This is a genomic window from Leifsonia soli (assembly GCF_013408745.1).
Lineage (GTDB): Bacteria > Actinomycetota > Actinomycetes > Actinomycetales > Microbacteriaceae > Leifsonia > Leifsonia soli.
Genome location: NZ_JACCBJ010000001.1, coordinates 3,196,070 through 3,220,763, shown reverse-complemented (window position 1 = coordinate 3,220,763; position 24,694 = coordinate 3,196,070). Strand labels below are relative to the sequence as shown.

Annotated in this window: 25 protein-coding genes; 13 read left to right on the top strand and 12 right to left on the bottom strand. The window is 70.8% G+C overall.

Going from position 1 to position 24,694, the window contains the following annotated elements:
- The first annotated feature begins 18 nt into the window (after positions 1–18).
- The 5 genes from pip to BJ963_RS15590 all read left to right on the top strand — a co-directional run bounded on the left by pip (position 19) and on the right by BJ963_RS15590 (position 3,891).
- Positions 19–963, top strand: coding sequence for a prolyl aminopeptidase (gene pip / locus BJ963_RS15610; RefSeq protein ID WP_246298078.1), 945 nt, complete (start codon positions 19–21; stop codon positions 961–963).
- 10 nt (positions 964–973) lie between these two features.
- The gene (locus BJ963_RS15605) at positions 974–1,666 is read left to right on the top strand and encodes a nucleoside/nucleotide kinase family protein (RefSeq protein ID WP_179457453.1); all 693 of its coding nucleotides are present in this window, start codon (positions 974–976) and stop codon (positions 1,664–1,666) included.
- A 9-nt stretch (positions 1,667–1,675) separates the two neighbouring features.
- Positions 1,676–1,933 carry a glutaredoxin family protein gene (locus BJ963_RS15600; RefSeq protein WP_179457452.1) on the top strand — a complete coding sequence of 86 codons (258 nt, stop codon included), beginning with the start codon at positions 1,676–1,678 and terminating at the stop codon, positions 1,931–1,933.
- A gap of 91 nt (positions 1,934–2,024) precedes the next feature.
- Positions 2,025–2,996 (top strand): aldo/keto reductase, encoded by a 972-nt coding sequence (locus tag BJ963_RS15595; RefSeq protein WP_179457451.1) that lies wholly within the window; start codon positions 2,025–2,027, stop codon positions 2,994–2,996.
- Positions 2,997–3,027: 31 nt separating this feature from the next.
- Positions 3,028–3,891, top strand: a complete 864-nt coding sequence (locus BJ963_RS15590; RefSeq protein ID WP_179457450.1) for an aldo/keto reductase — start codon at positions 3,028–3,030, stop codon at positions 3,889–3,891.
- Positions 3,892–3,957: 66 nt separating this feature from the next.
- Here the strand turns inward: BJ963_RS15590 and BJ963_RS15585 are convergent, their stop codons facing one another.
- From BJ963_RS15585 to BJ963_RS15565, 5 genes are all read right to left on the bottom strand, one after another.
- Positions 3,958–4,851, bottom strand: coding sequence for a LysR family transcriptional regulator (locus BJ963_RS15585; RefSeq protein ID WP_179457449.1), 894 nt, complete (start codon positions 4,849–4,851; stop codon positions 3,958–3,960).
- Between the two features lie 61 nt (positions 4,852–4,912).
- Positions 4,913–5,623 (bottom strand): winged helix-turn-helix transcriptional regulator, encoded by a 711-nt coding sequence (locus tag BJ963_RS15580; RefSeq protein WP_179457448.1) that lies wholly within the window; start codon positions 5,621–5,623, stop codon positions 4,913–4,915.
- Positions 5,624–5,636: 13 nt separating this feature from the next.
- On the bottom strand, positions 5,637–6,095 hold the full coding sequence (locus BJ963_RS15575) for a VOC family protein (protein ID WP_179457447.1): 459 nt from the start codon (positions 6,093–6,095) through the stop codon (positions 5,637–5,639).
- 46 nt (positions 6,096–6,141) lie between these two features.
- On the bottom strand, positions 6,142–6,801 hold the full coding sequence (locus BJ963_RS15570) for an MOSC domain-containing protein (protein WP_089915544.1): 660 nt from the start codon (positions 6,799–6,801) through the stop codon (positions 6,142–6,144).
- 44 nt (positions 6,802–6,845) lie between these two features.
- Complete coding sequence (locus BJ963_RS15565) at positions 6,846–8,327, bottom strand: peptide MFS transporter (protein WP_179457446.1); 1,482 nt, start codon at positions 8,325–8,327, stop codon at positions 6,846–6,848.
- A gap of 139 nt (positions 8,328–8,466) precedes the next feature.
- On the opposite strand from BJ963_RS15565, the gene BJ963_RS15560 reads away from it, so the two are divergent.
- From BJ963_RS15560 to BJ963_RS15545, 4 genes are all read left to right on the top strand, one after another.
- A complete protein-coding gene (locus BJ963_RS15560) occupies positions 8,467–8,904 on the top strand; it encodes an Lrp/AsnC family transcriptional regulator (protein ID WP_089915549.1) in 438 nt (145 codons plus the stop codon).
- A 50-nt stretch (positions 8,905–8,954) separates the two neighbouring features.
- A complete protein-coding gene (locus BJ963_RS15555) occupies positions 8,955–9,380 on the top strand; it encodes an SRPBCC family protein (protein WP_179457445.1) in 426 nt (141 codons plus the stop codon).
- An 88-nt stretch (positions 9,381–9,468) separates the two neighbouring features.
- On the top strand, positions 9,469–10,215 hold the full coding sequence (locus BJ963_RS15550; RefSeq protein WP_089915555.1) for a response regulator transcription factor: 747 nt from the start codon (positions 9,469–9,471) through the stop codon (positions 10,213–10,215).
- On the top strand, positions 10,212–11,636 hold the full coding sequence (locus BJ963_RS15545) for an ATP-binding protein (RefSeq protein ID WP_179457444.1): 1,425 nt from the start codon (positions 10,212–10,214) through the stop codon (positions 11,634–11,636). Before BJ963_RS15550 ends, BJ963_RS15545 begins: the two co-directional genes overlap by 4 nt.
- Before the next feature lie 3 nt (positions 11,637–11,639).
- On the opposite strand, the gene BJ963_RS15540 is transcribed toward BJ963_RS15545, so the two are convergent.
- Together BJ963_RS15540 and BJ963_RS15535 are read right to left on the bottom strand one after the other, a co-directional pair.
- Complete coding sequence (locus tag BJ963_RS15540) at positions 11,640–12,473, bottom strand: aldo/keto reductase (protein ID WP_179457443.1); 834 nt, start codon at positions 12,471–12,473, stop codon at positions 11,640–11,642.
- An 80-nt stretch (positions 12,474–12,553) separates the two neighbouring features.
- Complete coding sequence (locus tag BJ963_RS15535; protein ID WP_179457442.1) at positions 12,554–16,246, bottom strand: proline dehydrogenase family protein; 3,693 nt, start codon at positions 16,244–16,246, stop codon at positions 12,554–12,556.
- A 94-nt stretch (positions 16,247–16,340) separates the two neighbouring features.
- On the opposite strand from BJ963_RS15535, the gene BJ963_RS15530 reads away from it, so the two are divergent.
- Entirely contained in the window at positions 16,341–17,930 is a 1,590-nt protein-coding gene (locus tag BJ963_RS15530) for a phytoene desaturase family protein (protein WP_179457441.1), read from the top strand.
- A gap of 85 nt (positions 17,931–18,015) precedes the next feature.
- Positions 18,016–18,567: an SRPBCC domain-containing protein gene (locus tag BJ963_RS15525; protein WP_179457440.1), complete on the top strand. Its 552-nt coding sequence runs from the start codon at positions 18,016–18,018 to the stop codon at positions 18,565–18,567.
- A gap of 30 nt (positions 18,568–18,597) precedes the next feature.
- Here BJ963_RS15525 and BJ963_RS15520 read toward each other — a convergent pair whose 3' ends face one another.
- Complete coding sequence (locus tag BJ963_RS15520) at positions 18,598–19,584, bottom strand: DNA-3-methyladenine glycosylase family protein (RefSeq protein WP_179457439.1); 987 nt, start codon at positions 19,582–19,584, stop codon at positions 18,598–18,600.
- An 86-nt stretch (positions 19,585–19,670) separates the two neighbouring features.
- Between BJ963_RS15520 and BJ963_RS15515 the strand changes: the two genes are divergently transcribed.
- On the top strand, positions 19,671–21,041 hold the full coding sequence (locus tag BJ963_RS15515) for an FAD-binding oxidoreductase (protein ID WP_179457438.1): 1,371 nt from the start codon (positions 19,671–19,673) through the stop codon (positions 21,039–21,041).
- A gap of 6 nt (positions 21,042–21,047) precedes the next feature.
- Here BJ963_RS15515 and BJ963_RS15510 read toward each other — a convergent pair whose 3' ends face one another.
- From BJ963_RS15510 to BJ963_RS15495, 4 genes are all read right to left on the bottom strand, one after another.
- Positions 21,048–21,608 (bottom strand): acyl-CoA thioesterase, encoded by a 561-nt coding sequence (locus BJ963_RS15510; protein WP_089915576.1) that lies wholly within the window; start codon positions 21,606–21,608, stop codon positions 21,048–21,050.
- A gap of 107 nt (positions 21,609–21,715) precedes the next feature.
- Complete coding sequence (locus tag BJ963_RS15505) at positions 21,716–22,045, bottom strand: nuclear transport factor 2 family protein (RefSeq protein WP_179457437.1); 330 nt, start codon at positions 22,043–22,045, stop codon at positions 21,716–21,718.
- Between the two features lie 48 nt (positions 22,046–22,093).
- Positions 22,094–23,896 (bottom strand): 2-succinyl-5-enolpyruvyl-6-hydroxy-3-cyclohexene-1-carboxylic-acid synthase, encoded by a 1,803-nt coding sequence (gene menD / locus BJ963_RS15500; protein ID WP_179457436.1) that lies wholly within the window; start codon positions 23,894–23,896, stop codon positions 22,094–22,096.
- Positions 23,889–24,248 carry a PLD nuclease N-terminal domain-containing protein gene (locus BJ963_RS15495; protein WP_089915584.1) on the bottom strand — a complete coding sequence of 120 codons (360 nt, stop codon included), beginning with the start codon at positions 24,246–24,248 and terminating at the stop codon, positions 23,889–23,891. The genes menD and BJ963_RS15495 overlap by 8 nt, the downstream gene beginning before the upstream one ends.
- 42 nt (positions 24,249–24,290) lie before the next feature.
- On the opposite strand from BJ963_RS15495, the gene BJ963_RS15490 reads away from it, so the two are divergent.
- The gene (locus tag BJ963_RS15490; RefSeq protein WP_343037299.1) at positions 24,291–24,689 is read left to right on the top strand and encodes a DUF4229 domain-containing protein; all 399 of its coding nucleotides are present in this window, start codon (positions 24,291–24,293) and stop codon (positions 24,687–24,689) included.
- The last annotated feature ends 5 nt before the right edge of the window (positions 24,690–24,694 follow it).

The window sequence follows — 24,694 nt, the reverse complement described above, 5'->3', positions numbered from 1 at the left end:
ATGCGATACCGTGCGGGGATGTTCCCTGCGATCGAGCCGTACGCACACGGATGGGTGGAGAACCCCGAGCAAGACCGCATCTACTGGGAGACCAGCGGCAACCCGGACGGCGTTCCCGTCCTGTGGCTGCATGGAGGACCCGGTTCCGGACTCGGGTCCGGCGGCTACCGCAAGCGCTACGATCCCGGCGCGTTCCGGCTCGTCGGCATCGACCAGCGGGGATGCGGGCGCAGCACCCCCTCCGTCGTGGATGCGCTCGACCGCATGCCCGCGAACACCACCGACGGTCTGATCGCCGACATCGAGCTGGTCCGTGCAGAGTTCGGCATCGACCGGTGGGTCGTGACGGGCGGATCGTGGGGGTCGACGCTCGCGCTGGCCTACGCGCTGGCGCATCCCGAGCGGGTGACCGGGATCGTGCTCGGCGCCGTCACCACCACCGGCCGCGACGAGGTCGACTGGCTCACGGAGACCATGGGACGCGTCTTCCCCGAGGCCTGGGAGGCGCTGGAGCGGTCGTCGCACCGGCGCCCCGGCGAGCGCGTCATCGACGCCTATGCGCGAGTGCTCGCGACCGGCACGCTCGAGGAGCGGATCGCCGCGGCCGACGCCTGGGACGACTGGGAGGCGACCCATGTCTCCCTCGACCCGAACGCCGTTCCCGGTCCGCTGCACACCGATCCGGCGCAGCGGCTGGTCTTCGCGACGCTGGTGACGCACTACTGGGCGAACGACGGCTTCCTGCCCGGCGACCGCGCCATCCTCCGCCGGGTGGAGGAGCTCGCGCACATCCCGGCGGTGCTCATCCACGGCCGGCACGACGTCAGCGGGCCCGTCATCACGCCATGGCTGCTGCACAGGCAGTGGCCGGCCAGCCGGCTGATCGTGGTCGAGAGCGAGGGGCACGGCGGTCCGCAGTCCTCAGAGCTCATGGCGGAGGCGATCTCCGGCTTCGCGCGCTGATCGCAGCAGAATGGGACGCGTGACCACCGAATCCACCGCCTCCCCCGTCTCGGATCTGACGGCCCTCGCCCTGCGCGCCATCGCCCTGGCACCGGCCGAGGGCCGGGTGATCGTCGGCGTCGCGGGCAGCCCCGGCTCGGGGAAGACGACGCTGGCGCACCGCGTCGCGCACCGCGTGGACGAGCTCGCCGGCGCGGGAACCGCGGTCCACCTCCCGATGGACGGGTTCCACCTCGCCAACGCGACGCTGGATGCTCTGGGGCGGCACGACCGCAAGGGCGCGATCGACACCTTCGACGGCTGGGGATTCGTCGCCCTGCTCCGGCGCGTGCTGGCCGAGACCGGCAACCCGGTCTACGCGCCGGCGTTCGAGCGGACGGTCGACGAACCGGTGGCGGGCTCCATCGTCGTGCCGCCCGCCGCGCGGGTCGTCGTGGTCGAGGGGAACTACCTCCTCGTCGATGCGGAGCCCTGGTCGCGCATCCCTGACCTCCTCGCCGAGTCGTGGTTCGTGGCGACCCCGGAGGACGAGCGGATGCGGCGGCTGGTCGACCGGCACACGCGTCACGGCCGCACGCTCGAGGCGGCGACGGCCTGGGCCCGGGATGTCGACGGCGCCAACGCGCTCCTCATCGAAGCCTCGGAGGCGCGCGCCACGCTGGTCGTCGACGGCACCACCGGACTCCCAGCCGCAGGCGCTTAGCCTGGAGCAATGACCTCTCCGACCGCGCCCTTCGACCGCGTGACCGTCTTCGGTGCCGACTGGTGCCGCGACTGCATCCGCTCGAAGTCCCTCCTCGACCGCCTCGGCGCCGACTACGAGTACATCGACCTCGTCGCCCGCCCGGAAGAGGCCGACCGCGCCCAGCAGATCAGCGGCCGCACGAACATCCCGGTGATCGTCTTCCCGGACGGCCGCCACCTGGTCGAGCCGACCGACCCCGAACTCGAGGCGGCCCTCCGCGCCTGACGAAGGCTGACTCCATTCATCGTCGGGACTGCGCAATCCCATCCACACCACCTGTTGGACATCTGACTCGGCGGGGCGTTGAGTGGCGGATATGGAGTACACACACCTGGGCCGGTCCGGCCTGAAGGTCTCGCGCCTCGTCCTCGGCACGATGAACTTCGGTCCGCAGACCAGCGAAGAGGATTCCCACCGGATCATGGACGCCGCGCACGATGCGGGCATCAACTACTTCGACACCGCCAACGTCTACGGCCAGCACAAGGGCCGCGGAGCCACCGAGACGATCGTCGGCAACTGGTTCGCCCAGGGCGGCGGCCGCCGCGAGCGCACGGTGATCGCCACCAAGCTGTACGGCGACATGGGCGACTGGCCGAACGAGAACCGCCTGTCGGCGCTCAACATCCGTCGCGCCCTCGACGCCAGCCTGCAGCGCCTGCAGACCGACTACATCGACATCTACCAGTTCCACCACATCGACAGGGACACCCCGTGGGATGAGATCTGGCAGGCGATCGAGACGGCCGTCGCGCAGGGCAAGATCCTGTACGCCGGGTCGAGCAACTTCGCCGGCTGGCACATCGCGACGGCTCAGGCGGAGGCGCGCAAGCGCAACCACCTGGGGCTCGTCAGCGAGCAGTCGATCTACAACCTCCTCACCCGCCAGGTGGAGCTGGAGGTGCTGCCCGCCGCCCAGGCGAACGGCGTCGGCGTCATCGCCTGGTCGCCCCTGCACGGCGGCCTCCTCGGCGGGGTCATCCGCAAGCAGAACGAGGGCAAGCGCCGGCTCGAAGGCCGCGCCGCCGAGACGCTCGAGAAGCACCGCGACGCGATCGAGGCGTACGAGGACTTCGCCGCCCAGCTCGGACACGAGCCGGGCGACCTCGCCCTCGCCTGGCTGCTGACCCGGCCCGGCGTCACGGGCCCCATCATCGGGCCGCGCACCCACGAACAGCTCGACGGCGGTCTGCGCGCGCTCGACATCCACCTCGACGACGCTGCGCTCGCGCGACTCGACGAGATCTTCCCGGGCCACAAGACGGCCCCAGAGGACTACGCCTGGTGACCCCGGGCACAACGAAGACGAAGGAGAACGAGTGAAGACACGTACTATCGGCGACGTCCAGGTCTCGGCCATCGGCCTGGGCGGGATGCCCATGTCGATCGAAGGACGCCCCGACCGCGAGCGTTCGATCAAGACCATCCACGCGGCGCTCGACGAGGGCATCACCTTCATCGACACCGCTGACGCGTACCACCTGCACGCGGACGAGGTCGGTCACAACGAGGAGCTGATCGCCGAGGCGCTCCGCACGTGGACGGGCGGGGACGCCTCCTCCGTGCTTGTCGCCACCAAGGGCGGGCACCTGCGCCCCGGCGACGGCTCGTGGACGCTGAACGGGCATCCGGACTACCTCAAGCAGGCCGCGAAGGAGTCGCTCCGCCGTCTCGGCGGCGACGCCATCGGCCTGTACCAGTTCCACCGGCCCGACCCCGAGGTCCCGTACGCCGAGTCGGTGGGAGCGATCCGGGACCTGCTGGACGACGGCGTGATCCGCATGGCCGGCATCTCGAACGCGAACCCGCAGCAGATCCGGGAGGCGCAGGAGATCCTGGGCGGCCGGCTGGTGTCGGTGCAGAACCAGTTCTCCCCCGCGTTCCGCTCCAGCGAGCCGGAGCTGCGCCTCGCCGACGAGCTCGGCATCGCGTTCCTGCCGTGGAGCCCGCTCGGAGGCATCACCTCGGCGGGCGACCTGGGCAGCCGGTTCGAGCCGTTCAAGGACGTGGCCGACGCACGCGGCATCAGCCCGCAGGTCGTCGCGCTCGCGTGGCACCTGGCGCAGAGCCCGTACGTCATCCCCATCCCGGGCTCGTCGCGCCCCGAGACGATCCGCGACTCCGTCACGGCCGTCGACGTCGAGCTCACCCCCGAGGAGCTCGAGCGCCTCAACGCCGCCTGACCCGGGCCTCCCCCACCGCCGGCTCCTGAGTTTTTCGCCCGCGCACGCGCTGCCGGGCGGAAGAACTCAGGAGCTGGCGGTGGCGGGGGCCAGGGCCACCGGATCGAGCTGGGCGAGGAACGCGGAAGCCGCCGGGCTCGGCTGCTCGGCCACCGCGACTGCGACGGTCCAGACCGGGGCGTCCTGGAGCCGGACGGCGCGCAGGGCGTCCGGACGCTTGCGCGCGAAGCTCTCCGGCACGACCGCGACCCCCAGGTTGTAGCCGACGAGGTCGAGCAGGGGATGCACGTCGTTGACCTCCATCGCCGCCCGGTAGTCGAACCCGGCGGCGGCGAACGCGCGCCGGCTCAATGCCTGAGCACCCCAGCCGTCCTGGAAGCCGACGAGCGGTTCCCCGCGCAGGGCCTCCAGCGGGATGCTCCGCTCGGCGGCGAAGGGATGCTCCGGGTGGCAGAGCACGAGCATCTGCTGCGTGCTCAGCGGCCGAAGGTGCACTCCGGCCGGCGTGTGACCGGTGTCCACGACGAGGGCGACGTCCGCTCGGCCGCCGGCCACCTCATCCACCAGCTCCTCCGAGCCCGAGTAGCGCAGCCGCACCTCGACCCCCGGGTTGGCGGTGCGGAAGGCGGCGAGCTCTGCGGGCAGGTCGACTGAGCCGAGGCACGGTTCCGCCCCGATCGTCAGGCGCCCGCGCACGAGTCCGCGCACCGCGGCGACGGCGTCGCGCGCTGCGGCCGCACTCGCGAGGGTGCGCACCGAGTCGGCCAGCAGCGCCTGACCGGCGGCGGTCAGCTCCACGCGGCGGGTGCTGCGGATGAACAGCGACGTGCCCAGCTCCTGCTCGAGCGAGCGGATGGATGCGGACAGTCCTGACTGGGAGATCCGCAGCAGTTCGGCCGCGCGGGTGAAGTGCCGCTCTTCGGCGACGGTGACGAAGTGCTCCAGCTGCCGCAGTTCCATTGTGCGATCGTACTGCTGAATCCCGCATGCCCGATACGCGGGGTCGATGCCCGCACGAGCGTCAGGCGACCGAGGCCTCCCTGGTCGCGTCGGCGCCGGAGATCCCGTCGAAGCGGAACGTCCGACGGAACCGGTCCACCAGGCGCCGGTCGCCGGTCTCGACGTCGAGCGGCGGCAGCTCACCACCGAGGAGATCGCCGAGCCGTTCCCGCTCCACGCGGAACTCCAGCACATCCTCCGGCGGGGCGATCGCCACCCGTCGCTGGGGCTGCGGGAGAGCGTCGGGACCGACGTCCATCACGTCGAGGTCACCGGCGGCGACCACGGCGCTCACGGAGGTCTCTCCGGTGTGGATGAGGTACTCGGTCGGTGGGAACTCCCCCGCGACCTCGCCCCGGAAGGCCGCCCGCAGGGTGACCGCGAGCGCGTCGGCCGTCAGCACTTCCCCCTCGGCCGGTTCGCCGGGCGCCGCCCATCCCCAGCGCTCGAGGGCGAGCACGACCGGTTCGAGCTGACGGCCGAGCGGCGTCAGCTCGTAGCCGCCGCGCACGGTCGGGACGCGGCGGATGATGCCGGCCAGCTGCAGTTCTTTCAGCCGGTCGCTGAGGATGTTGGTCGGGATCCGCGGAAGGCCCGCCTTGAGGTCGCTGTAGCGGCGCGCGCCGGCGAGCAGGTCGCGGACGATGAGCAGCGCCCACCGTTCCCCGACCCGCTCCACCGCGCGCGCCACGCCTCCGGCCTGGCCGAAACCGCGGGGCGCCCGAGCCGCCATCCGGGAGGCCGAGTCAGGCCTGCGCCGGAGCGTCGGCCGCGTGCTCGGCCATGTACGCCTCCGGGCCCTTCTCCACGGCCTCGGGCGCCATGTAGAGGTAGGAGAGGTTGTTGCCGTCCGGGTCCTCCAGGTCGCGCGAGTACATGAAGCCGTAGTCCTGCGCCGGCCGCGGCTCCGTGCCGCCCGCCTCGAGGCCGCGGGCGACGATCGCGTCGACGTCCTCGCGGGAGTCCTGGCTGAGGGCGATGGTGGCTCCGGTCTGGGTGGCCGGGTCGATGATCTGCTTGTCCGTGAACGTGGCGAGGAACTCGCGCGTCTGGACCATGAAGTAGATGGTGTCGCTGAGGACGACGACGCAGGCCGCGTTGTCATCCGTGAACATGGGGTTGATGGTGTACCCGAGAGCCTCGTAGAAGGCCTTCGCGCGCTCGAGGTCGCTCGTCGGGAAGTTGACGAAGATGTTCGTTGCCATGGTGTCCTCCGGTCGTCGGTGTGGCACTAGCTTGCTCTTTGCAAGTTCACTTGTCAAGAACAAGTAAACGGCGCGAGCGTAGTTTGTGGATCGCCTCCCTGATCTCGCCGACCAGCGTGACCGACCCCGCCGCCTCCGCCGCTTCCAGCGCGTCGGCCTGCGCGGCATCCGCTCCGGAGAACCACGATGCGACCGTCACGCCGTGGCCGGGCCGCGAGAGCACCTCGATGCGGTCTCCCGCTCCGATGCCGCCCGACTTCACCACCGAGAGGTACGCCCCTGGGCGGCCCCGCTCGGTGAAGCGCTTGACCCACTGCGGCTCCTGCATCCGCCGCTGGAAGGTGGCGCAGGGCTCCCGGGGGCACGTCACCTCGACGACGACCTCGTCGCCGATCCGCCAGCGCTCCCCGATCTCCGCGCCGTTGACGTCGATCCCGGACGTTCGCAGGTTCTCACCGAAGAGCCCGGGCGGGATGGGGCGGTCGAGCTCAGCGGCCCAGTCCTGGGCGTCCTCGTCGGCGTACGCGTACAGCGCCTTCGACGCCCCTCCGTGGTGCTTGCGGTCGGCCTGCACGTCGCCGTGCAACCCGAGCGGCCGCACCCGCAGCCGCTTCTCCACCGGCCGCTTGTCGATGGCCGTGACGCCGATGGTCCCGCTGTCGGGGAGGAGCTGCTCGACCCGGCACACCGCAAGAATCTCTGCCATCGCCCCAGTATCCCAGCCGCCGCGCGCGAGCCCCGCGGTCGCCCTCACCGCACCCCGCGCATGAGCCGCAGCACCCACGGACTCAACAGCGCCAGCACCACGCCGATCGCGATGGCGATGCCGCCGATGATGCTGAAGTAGATGCCTTCTGGCACGGTCGTGAAGAGCTTGCCGAGCTGGCCGGCCATCGCCGTCCCGAGTGCCACCGAGAGGAAGTACAGCGCCACCATTTGCGCCTGGAACGACCGAGGCGCCAGCTTGGTCGTGACCGAGAGGCCCGGCGGCGAGATCAGCAGTTCGGCGACCGTGAAGACGAAGAGGATGCCGATGACGGCGAGGAGCGGCGTGCTGTTCGCGCCACCGCCGGCCCAGAACAGGAACAGGAAGAAGGCGAGACCCATGAGGACCGTCCCTGCCGCGAACTTTATCGGCGTCGACGGCTGCTTCTCGCCCCACTTCGTCCAGATCGCCGCGAAGACACCCGAGAGCACGATGATGAAGATCGGGTTGATCGACTGCACCCACGAGACCGGGAACTCCCAGCCGAACAGGGTGCGGTCGAGCCGCTTGTCGGAGTAGATGGTCACCACCGTGAACTGCTGCTGGTACAGCGTCCAGAACGCCGCGTTGGTGATGAACAGCGGGATGAACGCGAACAGCCTGCTGCGCTCGTCGGCGCTCAGGAGCTTCGAGCCCAGGATCACGACGAAGTAGGCGATCGCGGCCACGATCGTCACGCCGATCACCCACAGCGCCAGATTGGATGCGTTGATCAGCCCTGTCAGCACCAGCACGACGATCACGACGAGCCCCGCGACGCCGACGCCGATCATCAGCGGGTACCGCGAGCGCTCGAGGGGATGCGGCACATGGCGCGCCTCATCGGGGAGGCGTTTGCGGCCGAGCGAGTACTGGATCAGCCCGATGGCCATCCCGACCGCGGCGAGCGCGAACCCCCAGTGAAAGCCGAGCGTCGACTGCAGCAGCCCGGTCAGCAGCGGCCCGGCGAAGGCGCCGAGGTTGATGCCGAGGTAGAAGAGGGAGAACCCGGCGTCGCGCCGCGGGTCCTTCTCGGAGTACAGCGTCCCGACGATCCGGGTGGCGTTCGCCTTCAGCCCCCCGCTTCCCAGCGCGACCAGGAGCAGACCGACGAGCACTCCGGAGACGCCCGGGAGCACGGCGAGCGAGATGTGCCCCGCCATGATGACGACGGCGCTCCAGAACAGCACGCGCTCCGACCCGAACAGACGGTCGGCGAGCCAGGCTCCGAGGATGGTGGAGAGGTAGACGGCGCCACCGTAGGCGCCCACCACGCCGGTGGCCGTCGCCTCGTCGATGCCGAGGCCGCCGCGCTCGGCCGAGTAGTAGAGGTAGATGAGCAGGATGCCCTGCATGCCGTAGAACGAGAACCGCTCCCACATCTCCACGCCGAAGATGTTGGCGAGCGACCGCGGCTGGCCGAAGAAGCCGTGGCTGCTGTCGTCGCGTCGGTCCGGGGCGGTGTCCGTTCTGCTCATGGCGCCCATGCTCCCACCGTCGATCGCGCTGGTGAACGCCCGACGCCGCATCAGTGGACAACCGTCGTCGCGCCGCCTTTGTGCACAGAGACGCACAAAACGATCGCTTCTCTGGCTTATGCGCAACGATTCACCATAAGCTCACCCCGTGGACAATCTCGATCGCAGCATCCTGGACCTGCTCCGTCAGAACGCCCGGGCGGGATACGGCGACATCGGGTCCGTCGTCGGGCTCTCGGCCTCGGCCGTGAAGCGCCGCGTCGACCGCCTGGTGGCCGACGGGGTCATCCGGGGGTTCACCATCCAGGTCGATCCGGCGATCGATGGGATGAGCACCGAGGCGTACGTCGAGCTGTTCTGCCGCGGGACCGTCTCGCCGGAGGAGCTGCTGCGCATCCTGTCGGCCGTTCCCGAGGTCGTGGACGCAGGGACGGTCACCGGAAGCGCCGACGCGATCGTCCACATCCGGTCGCGCGACATCCCGAGCCTGGAGGCCGCGCTGGAGAAGGTGCGGCTCGCGCCCAACGTCGACCACACCCGCAGCGCCATCGTGCTGTCGCGCCTGATCAACCGCGGCCACGCCTGAGCGTCGCGAAACTTCAAGACCGCGCCGCCTCAGGGGATGAGACTGGCGGCATGAGTACGACAGCACGCGCAGACATCCACATCGACGCGTCCCGCGACCGCCTGTGGGCGGCCCTGACGGACCCCGACACCATCGCCCGCTACCTGTTCGGCAGCCGGGTCACCACGGAGTGGACGAAGGGAAGCCCGATCGTCTACCGCGGCGAGTGGGAGGGCGAGCCGTACGAGGACAAGGGCACGATCCTGGAGATCGTCCCCGGCGAGCGCCTGGTCACCAGCTATTACAGCCCGCTCAGCGGCAAGCCGGACATCCCCGACAGCTACCAGAACGTCTCCTATCTGCTCGCGGACGACGGCGACGGCACCCGCGTGACCATCACGCAGGACGGCTGCGCCGACGAGGCGGAGGCCGAGCGGTCGAGCGGAAACTGGCGCATGGTGCTCGACAGTCTGAAGTCGGTCGTCGAGCACGGCTGACCGTCTCCTGCGAGAACGTTCAGCGCTGCGACCCGGCGCGAGGGCGCCATCCGAGCACCGGCACGGCGAACAGTGGCACGATGGGCGCATGAAACTGCTCGTTGTCGAAGACGATCCCGACATGGGAGGCCTCGTCGAGCGCGGTCTGGCGGCCGAAGGGTACGACGTGACCCTGGTCACCAACGGCGTCGACGCTCTCATCGCCCTGCGCAGCGACGCGTTCTCCGCCGCGGCCATCGACGTCATGCTCCCCGGCATGAGCGGCTTCGAACTGTGCCGCCACATCCGCGAGGCGTCCAACCCGATGCCGATCCTGCTCCTGACCGCCCGCGACGCCATCGAGGACCGCGTGCACGGCCTGGACTCGGGGGCCGACGACTACCTGACGAAGCCGTTCGCGTTCGCCGAGCTCGCCGCCCGCGTCCGCGCGCTGCTGCGCCGCGAGCCGACAGGGATGCGGCCGCAGGTGAGCGTCGGACGCCTCACCATCGACTCGCACGAGCACCAGGCGCTCGTCGCCGGGCACGAGATGCCGCTGAGCCGGCGGGAGTTCACCCTCCTGCGTCTGTTCGCCACGAACCCGGACAAGACGCTGTCGCGGTCCGACATCCTCGAATCGGTGTGGGGCACGACCGAGAACATCGGCACCAATGTCATCGACCAGTACGTCTCCTATCTCCGGAAGAAGCTGGACGCGGCGGGCGCCGGACTGAACATCGTCACCGAGCGTGGCCGCGGCTACCGCCTCGATGCCCGCAATGCGGTCGACACCAAGCGCGCGACGCCGGGAGGCGACGCCGTCCCGAGCGGCCACGACACCGCAGCCACGCCGTGAACCGGCTGCGGCGCCTGTCGATCACGGCGCGCATCACGATCGGAAGTCTGATCGTCGCCGCGCTGTTCGGGCTGGTCGCCGTCGTCATCATTCGGGTGGGCGTGTCGTCCATCCTCCACAACGCGACGGTCACGCTGCTGAGCAATGATGTCGCCGCGCCGGTCGAATCGCTGCCGTCGAAGCCCACGGGGCCGTTCGACCTGCCCGGCGGCGGCCAGGAGCTGGCCATCGTCGCGGAGGACGGCACGATCCTCGCCTCGACCATGCCGCAGGCTCTCGAGGACCGCATCGGACGCCTGATCGATCAGGGCCGCGAGCCCCAGGAGGTGCAAGTGGGAGACGACCACTATGTGGTCCTCTCCCGGAGCGTCACGACCTCTGCCGGCGTCATGCACGTCGTCGCCGCGCGGAACGACGAGACGACCGCGCTCATCCTGGACCGGCTCACGGCCGCACTGCTCGCCGGCGCCGGCGTTCTCATCCTCGCCTTCGGCGCCGCCTCCTGGCTGCTCGCCCGGGCTGCGCTACGACCGGTCAGCCGGATGCGGGAGCAGGCGGACCGCATCGCCGGATCGACCCCGGAGGTGGCCGGGCTGCTGACCGTCGGTCCCGCCCAGGACGAGCTGTCGGAGCTCGCGACCACGCTCAACGATCTCATTCTGCGCCTGCGGGCCTCGGCCGAGCGCGAACGTCAGATGGTGTCGGATGCCAGCCACGAGTTGCGCACGCCGCTGGCCGTGCTGCGTGGGCAGCTGGAGCTGGCCGAGCTGGATGCGGGGGATCCCGACGCGCTGCTGAGCGACGTCCGCGCGTCGCACGCGACGGCGATCCGCCTGGCAGCACTGGCGAACAACCTGCTGGAGCTGTCGCGAATCGAGGCAGGCCCGTCGAGCGGTCGCATCGACTGGCGGACACTGGTCGACGAGCTGACGGATGCGATCGACCGGGCGCGGCTCTTGGTGAGCAGCGACGACGAGGCTTCGGGCGTCTCGGTGGACTTCGAGTACGACCCGCGCCGGCGGCCGGACCCCGAGGCACGCGTCGCCCTGTCTCCCACGGATTTCGGACGCATCCTCGACAACCTGCTGGCGAACGCGATCATCGCGATCCGTTCGTGCGGCGACGGCCGACCGGAGGCGACGGTCGTCGCTTCGCTGTCGCTCTCCGAGGGGACGGACGGCGTCGACTCGGTCGTGCTGACGGTCCGGGACTCCGGTCCGGGGATGCCGGAGGAGTTCATCCCCGTTGCCCTCGACCGCTTCACGCGCGCCGACGGCGCCCGGACGGGACAGTCGGGCGGTGGGCTGGGGCTCGCGATCGTCGGCGCGCTGGCGGGCGCTGCCGGCGGGCGCGTCCGTCTTGCGAACGCGGAACCCCACGGCCTCACCGTGACGGTGACGCTGCCCCTGCGTCGCGACTGACCGTCAGTGCCCGGACCGGTCGGAGTCGACTCCGGCGTCCGGCCCCTTGTCGAGCGTGTCGAGCGCGCTCAGATCGTCCGCGTCGAGCTCGAAGTCGAACACCGCGAGGTTCTGGGCCATCCGCTCGGGATCGCGCGACTTCGGGATGGCGACGAGCCCGTTCTGCACATGCCAGCGCAGCACGATCTGGCCGGGGGTGCGGCCGTGCTTGTCGGCCAGCCGGGCGAGGACCGGCTCGGCGAGCAGGTCGCCCGTGCCGCCGATGGGGCTCCAGGACTCGGTCACGATGCCGTGCTCGCTGTCGTAGGCGCGCTGCTCCCGTCGGGGGATGGCGGGGCTGAGCTGGATCTGGTTGACGGCCGGTGTGACGCCCGTCTCCGCGATCAGGCGGTCGATGTGCGCCGGCTTGAAGTTCGAGACCCCGATGGCGCGCGCCTTGCCCGCTTCGCGCAGCCGGATGAAGGTCTCCCACGTCGAGACGTACTGGTCGCGTTTCGGCAGCGGCCAGTGGATGAGCAGGAGGTCGACGTAGTCGAGCCCGAGCCGCGCCAGGCTGTCGTCGAGGCCGCCGACAGCGCGATCCTCGCCCTGGTACGTGCCGTCGAGCTTCGTGGTGACGAACCAGTCGTCCCGGGCGAGCCCGCTCCTCGTGAGGCCGCGACCCACGCCGACCTCGTTGCCGTACTTGACGGCGGTGTCGACGTGCCGGTAACCGAGCTCGGCGGCCGCGATGATCGCCTTCTCGACCTCGGCGTCGTCCAGCGGCCACGTGCCCAGGCCGATCTGCGGGATGCTGCCGCCGCCGTCGAGGGGCAGGGAGGGGATCGAAGGGGTCATGCCGGTCACAGTACGCGCGCTGCCTTCCACTCGGGTGTCGTCGGTGATGTCCGAAATCGGTGATGTGGGGGTCGGGGACGTCAGAGGAGGCCGTCCGACAGGTGCGTCGGATTGCCGAAGCGGTGGTTCGTGATCGAGATGGCCTGCTCGTGGAGGAACGTGAGCAGCTCCACCCGGCCCGACGGCGTCACGGGCCCGCTGTACACGGCGACGTCGGGGCTGCCGCCCAGCGCCGTCGCGAGCGCGACCGGGTCTCCTCCGATGAGCCGGATGCGATGCGCCGGGATGCGGCGCGCCCGCACGCGGGAGAGCCAATGCGCATCGGACTCGACCACGACCTCGATCTCCCGCTCGCGCAGGAGTGCGTGCATCCCGCGCGGCAGCTTCACGGGCGTGCTGACCGAGAAGGGCGAGCGGGCGACCGTTGCGGCCGCCATCACGCGCAGGAGCTCGGGAAGCGAGCTGCCCTCCGAGAGCCGGATGGCCACGGGGACCGGCCGGTAGCGGAACAGGTTGCGTTCGACGCCGAGTCCGGAGACGTCCGTGACGCGGTGGTACTCGGTCGCGACGGCGATGGCGTCGCTCAGGGCGGACCGCCGGACGAGGTCGAAGGAGGGGTAGTCCATCGACGACTGTCCGGACTCGATGAGGTCGGAGACCCGCGTCTCCAGCCCACGGAGGTGCAGGCTCGAGCTCGAGTGCCCCGCCTCGGGGACCCAGCTGCCGAGCCCGAACAGATAGTTCGGCCCTCCGGCCTTGGTGCCCGCGCCGACCGAGGACCGCTTCCAGCCGCCGAACGGCTGCCGCCGTACGATCGCTCCGGTGATCCCGCGGTTCACATAGAGGTTTCCGGCCTCGACGGTGTCGAGCCAGAGGGCGAGCTCATCGCTGTCGAGCGAGTGCAGACCGGCCGTGAGTCCGTACTCGACGGCGTTCTGGTACCGGATGGCCTCCTCCAGGTCACGCGCCGTCATGACTCCGAGGACCGGCCCGAAGAACTCGGTGAGGTGGAAGTACGAGCCGGGCTGGACGCCGGTACGGACTCCCGGGCTCCAGAGCCGCCCGGAGCCGTCGAGCCGACGTGGTTCGACCAGCCACTCCTCGCCTGCGCCCAACGTGGTCAGCGCGTGGAGCAGCTTCCCCGACGCCGGCTCGATGAGCGGTCCCATCTGGCTGGTCGGGTCGTGCGGGTACCCGGCCCGGAGACTGGTGACCGCATCCACGAGCTGGTTCCTGAATCGTTCCGACCGGGCGACGGAGCCGACCAGGATGACGAGGCTGGCCGCTGAGCACTTCTGGCCGGCATGGCCGAAGGCGCTCTTGACGATGTCGGAGACCGCCAGGTCGTAGTCGGCGCTCGGGGTCACGATGATGGCGTTCTTGCCACTGGTCTCGGCGAGGAGGGGGAGGTCCGGACGCCAGGAGCGGAACAGCTTCGCCGTCTCGTACGAACCGGTGAGGATGACCCGGTCGACCCGGCGGTCGGCGATCAGCTGCTGCCCGAGCTCATTCTCGGCGACGTCGACCAGGGCGAGCAGCTGGCGGGGGATGCCGGACTCCCACAGCGCTTCCACCATGACGGCGGCGGACCGCCGCGCTTGCGGTGCCGGCTTGATGATCACGCCGCTGCCTGCGGCGAGCGCCGCGAGGACCGACCCGGCCGGAATCGCGACAGGGAAGTTCCACGGCGGGGCGACGACGGTCAAGGCGCTCGGAACGAACTGCGCACCCTGCACCGCATCCAGTTCGCGAGCGCGGGTGGCGTAGTAGTGCGCGAAGTCGACCGCCTCGCTGACCTCGGGGTCGGCCTCCGCGATGGTCTTCCCCGTCTCGGCCGCCATGACCTCGATCAGGCGGTCGCGGTTGGCCTCGAGAGCGTGCCCGGCGCGGTCGAGCACCGCCGCGCGCTCGTGCCCGGAGCGCGACCCCCACTCGCGTCCCGCCTCCGCGACCATCCCCAGGATGGCGTCGAGACGACCGGCGTCGCGGACGGCCGCATCGGCGATGGTCTCCTCGCCGATCGTCGAAGCGGCGGAGCGGACCAGGATGCGCCGGCCCCAGGCGCGGTTCGCCGCACGCGACGGGTCCGTGTCCGGAGCGTTGTGGAAGTCGCCGGCCTGCTCCGTCGGGACCGCCGCCGGCGCGGCCTCCGCCGGCACAGCCCCCGCGGGTGCGTTCGGCGTCGGCAGCTCGATGCCGCCGGATCCGCGGGTCAACCCGAGCACTACGCTGGTGAGCCCCTGCTCGTCGGTGGCGGCGGGTGTGACCGGAGCGGGCGCGGGCGGACGGGTGAAGGAGGGCGCGGACGCTTCTTCCCACTCGCGCGTTCGGTCCTGCTGCCGGTTCGGGACGGGCGCGGTTCCCCGCGGTCCAGCATCGGCCTCCAGCTCGGCGACGGAGGCCAGGAACCGCTGCTTCTCGCGCTCGAAGAGCTCGGGGTCGGAATCGAGCTGGAACACGGCGGACATGAAGTTCTCGGGGCTGGCGTTCTCCTCCAAGCGGCGGATGAGATAGGAGATCGCCACATCGAACTCGCGCGGATCGACGACCGGCGTATACAGCAGGAGGCCGCCCACCGTCCGCTCGACCGCCTCCGCCTGCGCGGTGGCCATCCCGAGCAGCATCTCGAAGTCGATCCGTTCCGTGACCCCGCGCTTCTGTGCGAGCAGCCACGCGTAGGCGATGTCGAAGAGATTGTGCCCGGCGACGCCGATCTTCACCGCGTCCGCGTGCTCCGGCGTCAGGGCCCAGTCCAGCACGCGCTTGTAGTTCGCGTCGGTCGACTGCTTCGTGCCGTACGGGGCGAGCGGCCAGCCGTGGATCGCGGCATCCACCCGCTCCATCGCCAGGTTGGCGCCCTTGACCACGCGGATCTTGATGGGCGCCCCGCCCTGCGCCCGCCGCCGGGTCGCCCACTCGGTGAGCGTCTGCAGCGCGTCCAGGGCGTCCGGCAGGTAGGCCTGCAGCACGATGCCGGCCTCGAGCCCGAGCAGCTGCGGCTTGCCCAGGATGCCGGTGAAGACCGCCATCGTCAGGTCGAGATCGCGGTACTCCTCCATGTCGAGGTTGATGAACTTCGGCGTCGGCGACGCGGCGGCGAGCTCATAGAGAGGTGTCAGCCGCTCGACCACGCGCTCGACCGTCTCATCGAACGCCCACATCGACAGCTGCGAGGCGATCGACGACACCTTGATGGAGACGTAGTCGACGTCGTCTCTGGCCAGGAGGGTGCGGGTGCCTTCGAGGCGCCGGAGCGCCTCCTTCTCGCCGAGGACCGCCTCGCCGAGCAGGTTCAGGTTGAGACGGGCACCGGGACCGCCCGACGGATCCGGCGACCGCAGCCGGGCGATCGCAGGGCCCAGCTTCTCCGGGGTCGCATCCACCACGAGATGCCCCACCATCCGGCGAAGCACGCGGCGGGCGATCGGGATCACCACCCACGGCAGGACCGGACCGAACACGCCGCCCAGCCAGATCGCGAACCGCATGTACCACGGCAGGAACACCGGGATGCGTTTCGCCACCCGCTGCAGGTTGTAGCCCGCGACGAACAGGTCCTGCGGGCGGGCGACGCCGTCGACGAAGCCGACCGCGAAGTCGAGACCGTCGGGGTCGCTGAGCACCCCCGCGAGTCTCTCGGCGGCGGGATCCTGGCGGGGCGAGGAGCCGTCGGCCCCGCGCGCGCTCTCGGCGAGCCAGCGCTGCACCAGCCCGACCGCCTCGTGAGCGATCGTCGCCGGGCGCGCCTCGGCGCCATCCGTTGTGTCGACCATGATGACGACACTATTACCCGGCGCTGGGCGGCCCCGGGAGCGAACTGAAGATGCGGAGAACTGACCGTTCTCCACCGCGGCTAGAGTCGATTCCATGACCGACCGCTCCCCCTCGCCGTCCGCTGCGACCCACGACATCGTGATCGTCGGGGGCGGGCACAACGGCCTCACCGCAGCGGCGTACCTCGCGCGCGCAGGCAAGTCCGTCATCCTGCTCGAACGACTGGATGAGGTGGGCGGCGCCGCGGTCAGCGCCCAGGCCTTCCCCGGGGTCGAGGCACGCCTCTCCCGGTACTCCTACCTCGTCAGCCTGCTGCCGCAGCGCATCATCGAGGATCTCGGCCTCGACATCCGGCTGGCCCGCCGCCGCTACTCCTCGTACACGCCGGTCCCCGGCGATCCCGACGGCGCCGGACTGCTGATCGACAACACCGACGCCGCGGCCACCGCCGCATCCTTCACCCGGGTCGGCGCGGCCGAGGACGCCGAGGCCTTCGACGGCGTCTACGAGAGCACCGGCGAGCTCGCGCGCGCCCTCTGGCCCACCGTGACCGAACCGCTGCTGACGCGGTCCGAGGCGCGCGCGCTGGTCGGCGACGACGAGCTGTGGCAGGCACTGATCGAGCGCCCGATCGGCGAGTTCATCGAGGCGCGCCTGCAGAGCGACCTCGTGCGCGGCGTGGTGGCCACCGATGCTCTCATCGGAACGTTCGCCAGCCTGGGCGACCCGGGCCTCGCTCAGAACCGCTGCTTCCTCTACCACGTGATCGGCCAGGGCACCGGGGAATGGGACGTCCCGGTCGGCGGGATGGGCGCCGTCACCGGCGAGCTCGCCCGCGTCGCACGCGAGGCCGGCGCGCGCATCGTGACCGGAGCCGAGGTGACGAGGATCGATCCGGACGGAACGGTCGAATACCGCCGCAACGGGCACGATCGCAGCGTCGTCGGCCGCCACGTGCTCGCCAACGTCGCCCCCGGGGTGCTCGATCGCCTGCTCGGCGAACCGGCCGATCCGCCTGCGCAGAAGGCGGAAGGTGCTCAGGTCAAGGTGAACCTGCTCCTGAAGCGGCTCCCCCGCCTCCGCGACGAGGCGATCGACCCGAAGGCCGCGTTCGGCGGCACCTTCCACATCAACGAGACGTACACGCAGCTCGAGGAGGCCTACGCAGGCATGACCCGCGGAGTGATGCCCGAACTCCTCCCCTGCGAGATCTACTGCCACACCCTGGCCGACCCCAGCATCCTGGATCCCGAGCTCGCCGAGACGGGCGCGCAGACCATCACCGTGTTCGGCCTGCACACCCCCGACCGCTGGCTGACGGACGGGAACAACGATGCGACCCGCCGGCGGCTCCAGGATGCGGTGCTCGCCTCCCTGAACTCGGTTCTGGCCGAGCCGGTCGAAGACCTGCTGCTGACGGACGCGGACGGCAACCCGTGCATCGAGACCAAGACGACCCGCGACCTGGAGCAGGCGCTCAACATGCCCGGCGGCAACATCTTCCACGGCCCGCTGTCGTGGCCGTTCGCCGAGGACGACGACCCGCTCGACACCCCCGCGCAGCGCTGGGGCGTCGCGACGCGGCACCCGCGCATCCTGCTGTGCGGTTCCGGAGCCAGACGCGGCGGCGCGGTGAGCGGGCTCGGCGGACACAACGCCGCGATGGCCGTGCTCGAAGGCTGAGAGCACTCGCAAAGCGCCCTCTGCCGTTTCCGGGCGAGCGTGACTAGTGTGTGGATCACCAGAGGCTGAGCCGACGGAGGTCACGATGATGCCGCAGCCGACAGGAAGACTGGTCCGCAAGGATGACGGGGTCTACCTCGTCCTCGACCGGATGTTCAAAGCGCCGATCGAGGAGGTGTGGACCTTCTTCGGCCGCTCGCCGCGGCTCTCCGAATGGCTGGGCGAGTACAAGGGCACCGGGTCGACCGGAGCGGTCAAGTTCCGCATGACCGTCGAGGGGGACGACCCCGACTGGCAGGACGTCTCCGTGCTGGAGTGCTCGGCGCCGCATCGGCTCCATGCGGACGTCGGAGCTGCCGGCGCATCCCACCGGATGTTCGTGCATCTCAGCGAGGCGAGCGGTCACACCACCGTCACGGTCGGCCGGCGGTTGCGCTCCCTCGTGGAGGAGGCCGACGCCGGGCCGCGCTGGGACTACTACCTCGATCGCCTCGTCGCCGTGCACGATCACAAGCCGCTCCCGGAGTGGAGCAGCTACGGCCCCGCGATGGCGGAGCACTACCGGACGCTGTGCCGGGAGCTCGACCGCGACCTGCGATCCGAGCACTCCGCCGCCCGCGCGGAGACCGCCGGCTGACGTCGACCGCCGGCTGACGTCGACCGCCGCTCAGTGCCAGCGGTGTTCCTGCAGCGTCACGCGCGGGCCGCGTCGCTGGAAGCGGAAGCCGCTTGAGAAGATCAGCCGCACCACGCGCTGACGGTGTCCTGCCCAGGGCTCCAGCAGCTCGAGCATCCCGTCGTCGTCGACCCGCCGGCCGATGAGCGCCTCGCCGACCTGATGCGCGAGGTGATAGTCGCCGACGCTGACCAGATCGGGGTGGCCGTGGGAACGCTGCAGCGTCTCCGCCGCCGTCCAGAGGCCGACACCGGGGATGGTCTGCAGCACGGTCTCGGCGTCCGCGAGGGTCGCCGCCCGCTCGGTCGCGCGCTCGAGCGACGGTGCGACCGCCAGCACCGCCTGGATCGCGCGGGCACGCCGCGGGTCGACCCCGGCGCGATGCCACTCCCATGACGGGATGCCGCGCCACTGCTCCAGCGTCGGCGTCACCCGCATCCCCTCCGGGGCGGGCCCCGGCGCCGGCTCGCCGTACCACCGGAGCAGGCGCGACCAGGAGCGGTAGGCCTCGATACTGGTGACGCGCTGCTCGATGATCGCCGGGATCAGTGCCTCCAGCATCCGGCTCGTCCGTGCCAGCCGCAGGCCGGGATTGCGGTGCAGACTGTCGCGGAGCAGCGGGTGGCCGCCGACGTCGAGCCCCGACCAGTCGTCGTCCCGGCCGAGCAGGGCGGGCACCGCCCCGATGGCCCACTCGGCTCCCGGCCCCCACGCGGCGGCGGAGACGGCGCCGTCGGCGGACGGACGGTGGATGCGCAGAGTCGCCGCGCCCAGCGGCGTGCGCCAGGTGCGCCACATCCCCCGCAGATCCCACGTCGTGGTGGGGTCGTACGGACCACGGCCGAGTTGGGCGAGCGTTCCCGCGAGATCGAGCCTCCCCGCCGGCCGGTACACCGTCTCGGCATCGGGCGCCCGCGCTGCGGACGGAGCCGTCGCGCCCGCCGCTGAGGCGCGGGCGGAGGGCAGGACGGCGGACATGCTGGCATGCTACGTCACCCGCCTGACACCGGCTCGTCGGGAAGTTGGGGTTCCCTCATGTCGGTGGCCTCCCCTACATTTCCCCCATGGGAATCGAACTCGACACGAATGCTGTCGCGCGCCTGCGCGACGGCATCTCGGGAACCGTCTACGTCCGCGGCGACGAGGGCCTCGCAGCGGAGGTCGCCTGCTTCAACCCCGCCATCCGCCACGACCCGGACATCGTGGTCGCCGTCGCCTCCGACGACGACGTCGTGGAGGCCGTTCGCTTCGCCCGCGCGGCCGGTCTCCCGATCCGGGTGCAGGCGACGGGGCATGGAGCGGAGACGCCGATCGTCGGCGGCATGATCGTCTCGACGCGCGGTCTCGACTCGCTGTCCATCGACGCACGGTCCCGCCTGGCCCGCATCGGCGCGGGCCTGCGCTGGGCGCCCGTCATCATCGCAGCGGCGGAGCACGGACTCGCGCCGATCACCGGATCGTCGACCAGTGTCGGCGCGGTCGGCTACACGCTCGGCGGCGGGGTCGGCCCGCTGGCGCGCCGCTACGGGTTCACCAGCGACTGGGTCCGCGCCTTCCGCGTCGTCACCGCGCACGGCGAGCTCGTGACGGCCGACCGCGAGACGAACCCCGACCTGTTCTGGGCCCTCCGGGGCGGCAAGGGCGGCCTCGCCGTCGTCACGGAGATGACGCTGGAGCTGGTGGAGCTCCGCTCGCTGTACGGCGGCAGCGTCTTCTTCGACGGCGGAGCGATCGAGCCGGCGTTGCGCGCCTGGGTCGACTGGTCGGCCGAGCTGCCGGACGAGGCGACGACGTCCGTGGTGCTCCTGAACGTGCCCGACGTCGAAGGTCCGCCCCCGTTCCTGCGCGGCCGCACCGTCCTCAGCGTCCGCTTCGCGTACCCGGGCGACCCGGCGGAGGGGGAGCGGCTGTTCGCACCCATCCGGGCGGCAGCGCCCGTGTACCTCGACTTCGTCGCCGAGATGCCCACCACCGCCGTCGCGAGCATCCACAACGATCCGGAGGAGGGCGGCCCGACCTGGATCCGCGGCTTCATGCTCGACTCGTTCGACCAGGACTCCGCCGACGCCATCCTCGAGCTCGCGGGCCCCGGATCCGGGTCGCCCTTCATCGCGGTGGAGGTTCGTCAGCTGGGCGGGGCGACCGCGCGCGACCCGGAGGACGGCACGTCCGTCGGCGGGCGCGACAGCGGCTACACGCTCAGCCTGCTCTCGGGCGACCCGTCCACCTTCGCCGAGGCGGCACCCGCCCGGGCCGGCGCCATCGCCGAAGCGTTGCAGGAGTCGGTCTCGGCGATCACCAACGTCAACTTCGCAGGCGATCTGTCCGACCGCGCGGCCTTCGAGAGGGTGTGGCCGACGGCGATCTCCGAGCGCCTCCAGGTCGTCCGTCGGGAGTGGGATCCGGACCGCGTCTTCGCGTTCGGGCCGGCGTGACCGGCGTCACTCGCTCCAGATGCTCGGCGCGTCGACGCGCGTCGACGGGAGGGCGGCATCCGCTCCCCAGGTGCGAAGCCACTCGGGCACCGTGACGTCGGTCGGGGACGGCCCCACCGCATCCAACAGCTCGTCGATGGTCACGATCCCGCCGCCGCGCTTGAGGAAGCGCCCGCGGATGAACGCCTGCGTGTAGATCTCGCCGTCCACCGTGAAGCGCTGCTCGACGTAGACGGCCTTCTCGTCGAAGCCGAGGATGCGCGATTCGACGACGAACGGCTGCCACAGCTCCAGCGACTTGCGGAACGAGATGGTCTCCGATGCCACGACCGGATACCAGCCGCGCTTCTTGAAGATCGCCCACACGCCGTTGCGCGTCAGCAGGTCGAAGCGCCCGATGTCCGCGATGGAGAGATACACGCCGTTGTTCATGTGCTTCAGGATGTCGAGGTCCGTCGGCAGCACGCGGAACCTCGTGCGGGCCACATCCCAGTGGCCGAGCCGCGCTCCGAAGCGGGAGATGATCGCGTGAAGCATCGTCCGGAAGATCATGTGCACGGCGATCATGTTAGTGATCCGCCACCGGAGCGGCGCATCCCTTGTGCGATGTCTCCAAGGCGCGGCCGACCGTGCTGGATGCGGCTTGTGCGCACCGCATCAGCCGCGGGAGGCGGTCAGCTGATCCGGAGGCTGGCGATGCGGCCGTCGCGCAGCTGGAACTCCATCGGACCGGTGCCGTTGAACCCCTCGCCGGTCACCGTGAGGGTGACCACCCAGGCGCCGGGTTGCGTGCCTTCGCGGGCGTCGACGACTTCGAAGTGCGACTTCACACCGATGTTGTCGGTGCTGTCCCAGCTTCGGACGCCGGCGTGACCGTGGAACTCCCGGCCCCAGTCGTTCAGGTACGCGTCGTCCGTGAAGGTCTCGACGAATCCGGCGGAGTCCCCGTCGTTGGTCCGGTCGATGAACCGCTGGATCGGCTCGGGCAGTGCGTCGTGCGCCATGGCAGTCTCCCGTCGTGGTGAGTGCGTCCCAGAAGAATCCCAGCACGTTCAGCGCCGGAGGGGAACCTCTACGATGCTGGTGCCGGCGGGAGGCGCGGAGAGCGCCTGGTCGAGCTCGCCCTTGGTGCGGACGACGCTGTGCTGCCAGCCGTAGGCGGACGCGAGCGCGGAGAGGTCGACGGACTGCGGGGTGTAGAGGACGCGGTCGAACGCGTCCGACGTCGCGGTAGCGGCCACCTCCAGGCCGTCGAAGATCGTGCCGCCCCCATCGTTGCCCACGACGACCTGCAGGTGCGGGCGCGTCTCGCCGGAGCCCATCAGCAGCGAGCCGACATCGTGCAGCAGCGCCAGGTCGCCGAGGAGCACGCGGGTCACCCCGCTCGGGGCACCCGCCGCGCGGGCCGCGGCCTGGCTGGCCAGCGCGATCCCGGTCGCCGTGGCGATGGTGCCGTCGATGCCGGCCAGTCCGCGATTGGCGTGCACGGTGATCTTCTTGCCCGGAACGATCCGGTCGACGTCGCGGATGAGGCGGGATGCGCCGAGCACGAGCCGGTCGTGCGGCCAGGTGTATCGCCACACGGCCTCCGCGAGGAGCGCGCGCGTGATCGGCGCCCGGATGGCCGCGAGTTCCGCGGAGGCGAATGCGAGGGCATCGGCGGGGTCGAACGATCGAGCCTTCTCGACATCCGGTGCGACGGCGGCGGGGTCGGCTTCGCGTTCTGCCTGCTCGGCGATGCGTCTGCTCGCGAACACCCACCGGCCGACCCAGCCGCGCACCTCCGGCGAGCGCACGTCGATGGTGTCGGCGGCGTGCACACCGCCGACGATGCGGGCGCGGTGGCCGGGGTTGTACGCCTGCGCTCCCGCGGGCGCGACGACGACGACCTCCACGTCGGCACGGGTGAGCAGGAGCGGCACTTCGCGGCTGAGCGTGGGATGGCCGAAGACGATGGCGCGCTCGACCGCTCCCCCGAACGTGTCGTCGCGGAGCAGCTCCCGGTAGGAGACGACGAGATTGGGACCGAAATGGGCTCCGCTCGACACCTCGGCGAGCAGCGGGAAGCCGCCGTCGCGCGCGAACTCTTCGGCGACCGGTCCGGCGTCGGCGCCGGCGACGACGACCGTTCTCGGGCCGCCGCCGATCGTCAGGACGTCGCGGCCGAGCGCCTCCGGTCCGGCCATCGCGGGCAGCGTGCCCTGGAGCGGTCCGGGCAGCGGGGGGACGGCCACCGAGAGCGGCTCGCGGAATGCGACGTTGAGGTGTACGGGGCCGGGGTCCGCCGTGTCGGCGCCGACCGCTGCCCGGACCGCCGCTGCGCCGAGCGCGGATGCACGATCGCCCTCGTCTCGGGCTCCCGTCGGCGCGTCGACGTCCTCGGACCAGTGCACGGCGGCCGCATAGAGGCCGTCCTGCTGCGTGGTCTGGTTGGAGCGGATGCCGCGCAGCTCCTCCGGACGGTCGCCGGTGACGATGATGAGCGGGATCCCCGCTTCGTGCGCTTCCAGCACGGCCGGGTGCAGGTTGGCGGTCGCGGTGCCGCTCGTGGTGATGACCACGGCGGGGGCACCGGTCTCGCGGGCGAGGCCGAGCGCGAGGAATCCGCCCGAACGCTCGTCGATGCGCACGTGCAGGCGGGCCGAACCCGACCGTTCGAGCTCGGCCGCGGCGAGCGCGAGGGCCTGCGACCGCGAGCCGGGACTCACGACGAGGTCGCGGACGCTGTGACGGACGAGAGCGCTCAGAAGCGCGAGGGAGAAGTCCGTCGCCGGGTTGCCGGTGCCGACCGGACTCGTGCCGACCGGACTCGTGCCGACCGAGGTGACGTCGCCCGCGTGCGGGCGGTCACCCATCCCTGCGGCCGGTCTGATCGTTGTTGTCGGGACCGTTCTCGTCCAGCTCGGCGAGCTCCTTCTCGAGCTGACGGATGCGCTCCTCCTGGTCGTGGTCCATCCGGAGCTTGCCCAGGAACTCGGGGTCGTCGTCCGGTGCGCTCACGCGACGCGCGAGGTCCGCCTTCCGGCGGCCACGGCCGATCAGGAACCAGAGGATTCCGCCGATGACCGGGAACAGGATGATGACCAGCAGCCACACGGGCTTCGGGAGGCCGCGCACGCGCGAACGGTCGAACAGGGCGCAGTCTGCCACCGAATAGATGTAGAACACCACGGCTGCGACGCCGAGGGCTATCCAGAGGCGAACCATGGGTCAATCGTAACTCTCAGAGACGCTCTCTAAGCTGGGAGGGTGAAGCGGATTCCCTCTTGGATCACCTACACCGTGCTGCGCCTTCTGGTGTTCGCGGTGCCGCTCGTGATCCTGCTTCTGGTGGGGCTCGTGTGGTGGCTCGCGGTCATCGCCGCCGCCCTGATCGGCCTGTGCCTCTCGTACATCTTCCTGAGCCGTCCGCGCAACGCGGTGTCGGCCGACCTGTACGCGGTCCGCCATCGCGAGAAGCCGGTGCGGTCGGAAGACGACGACGTCGAAGACGCCGCGGTCGACGATGCGGCGGTCGGCGATCCGGCGACCGACCGTCCGGCGACCGACGGCGCAGCGGTTCAGGATGCAGCCGCCGCCGATGCACCGGCCGACCACGCAGCGGCCGACCACTCGACCGCTGAGCCGCAGGAGCGCAAGCGCGACTGACGGTC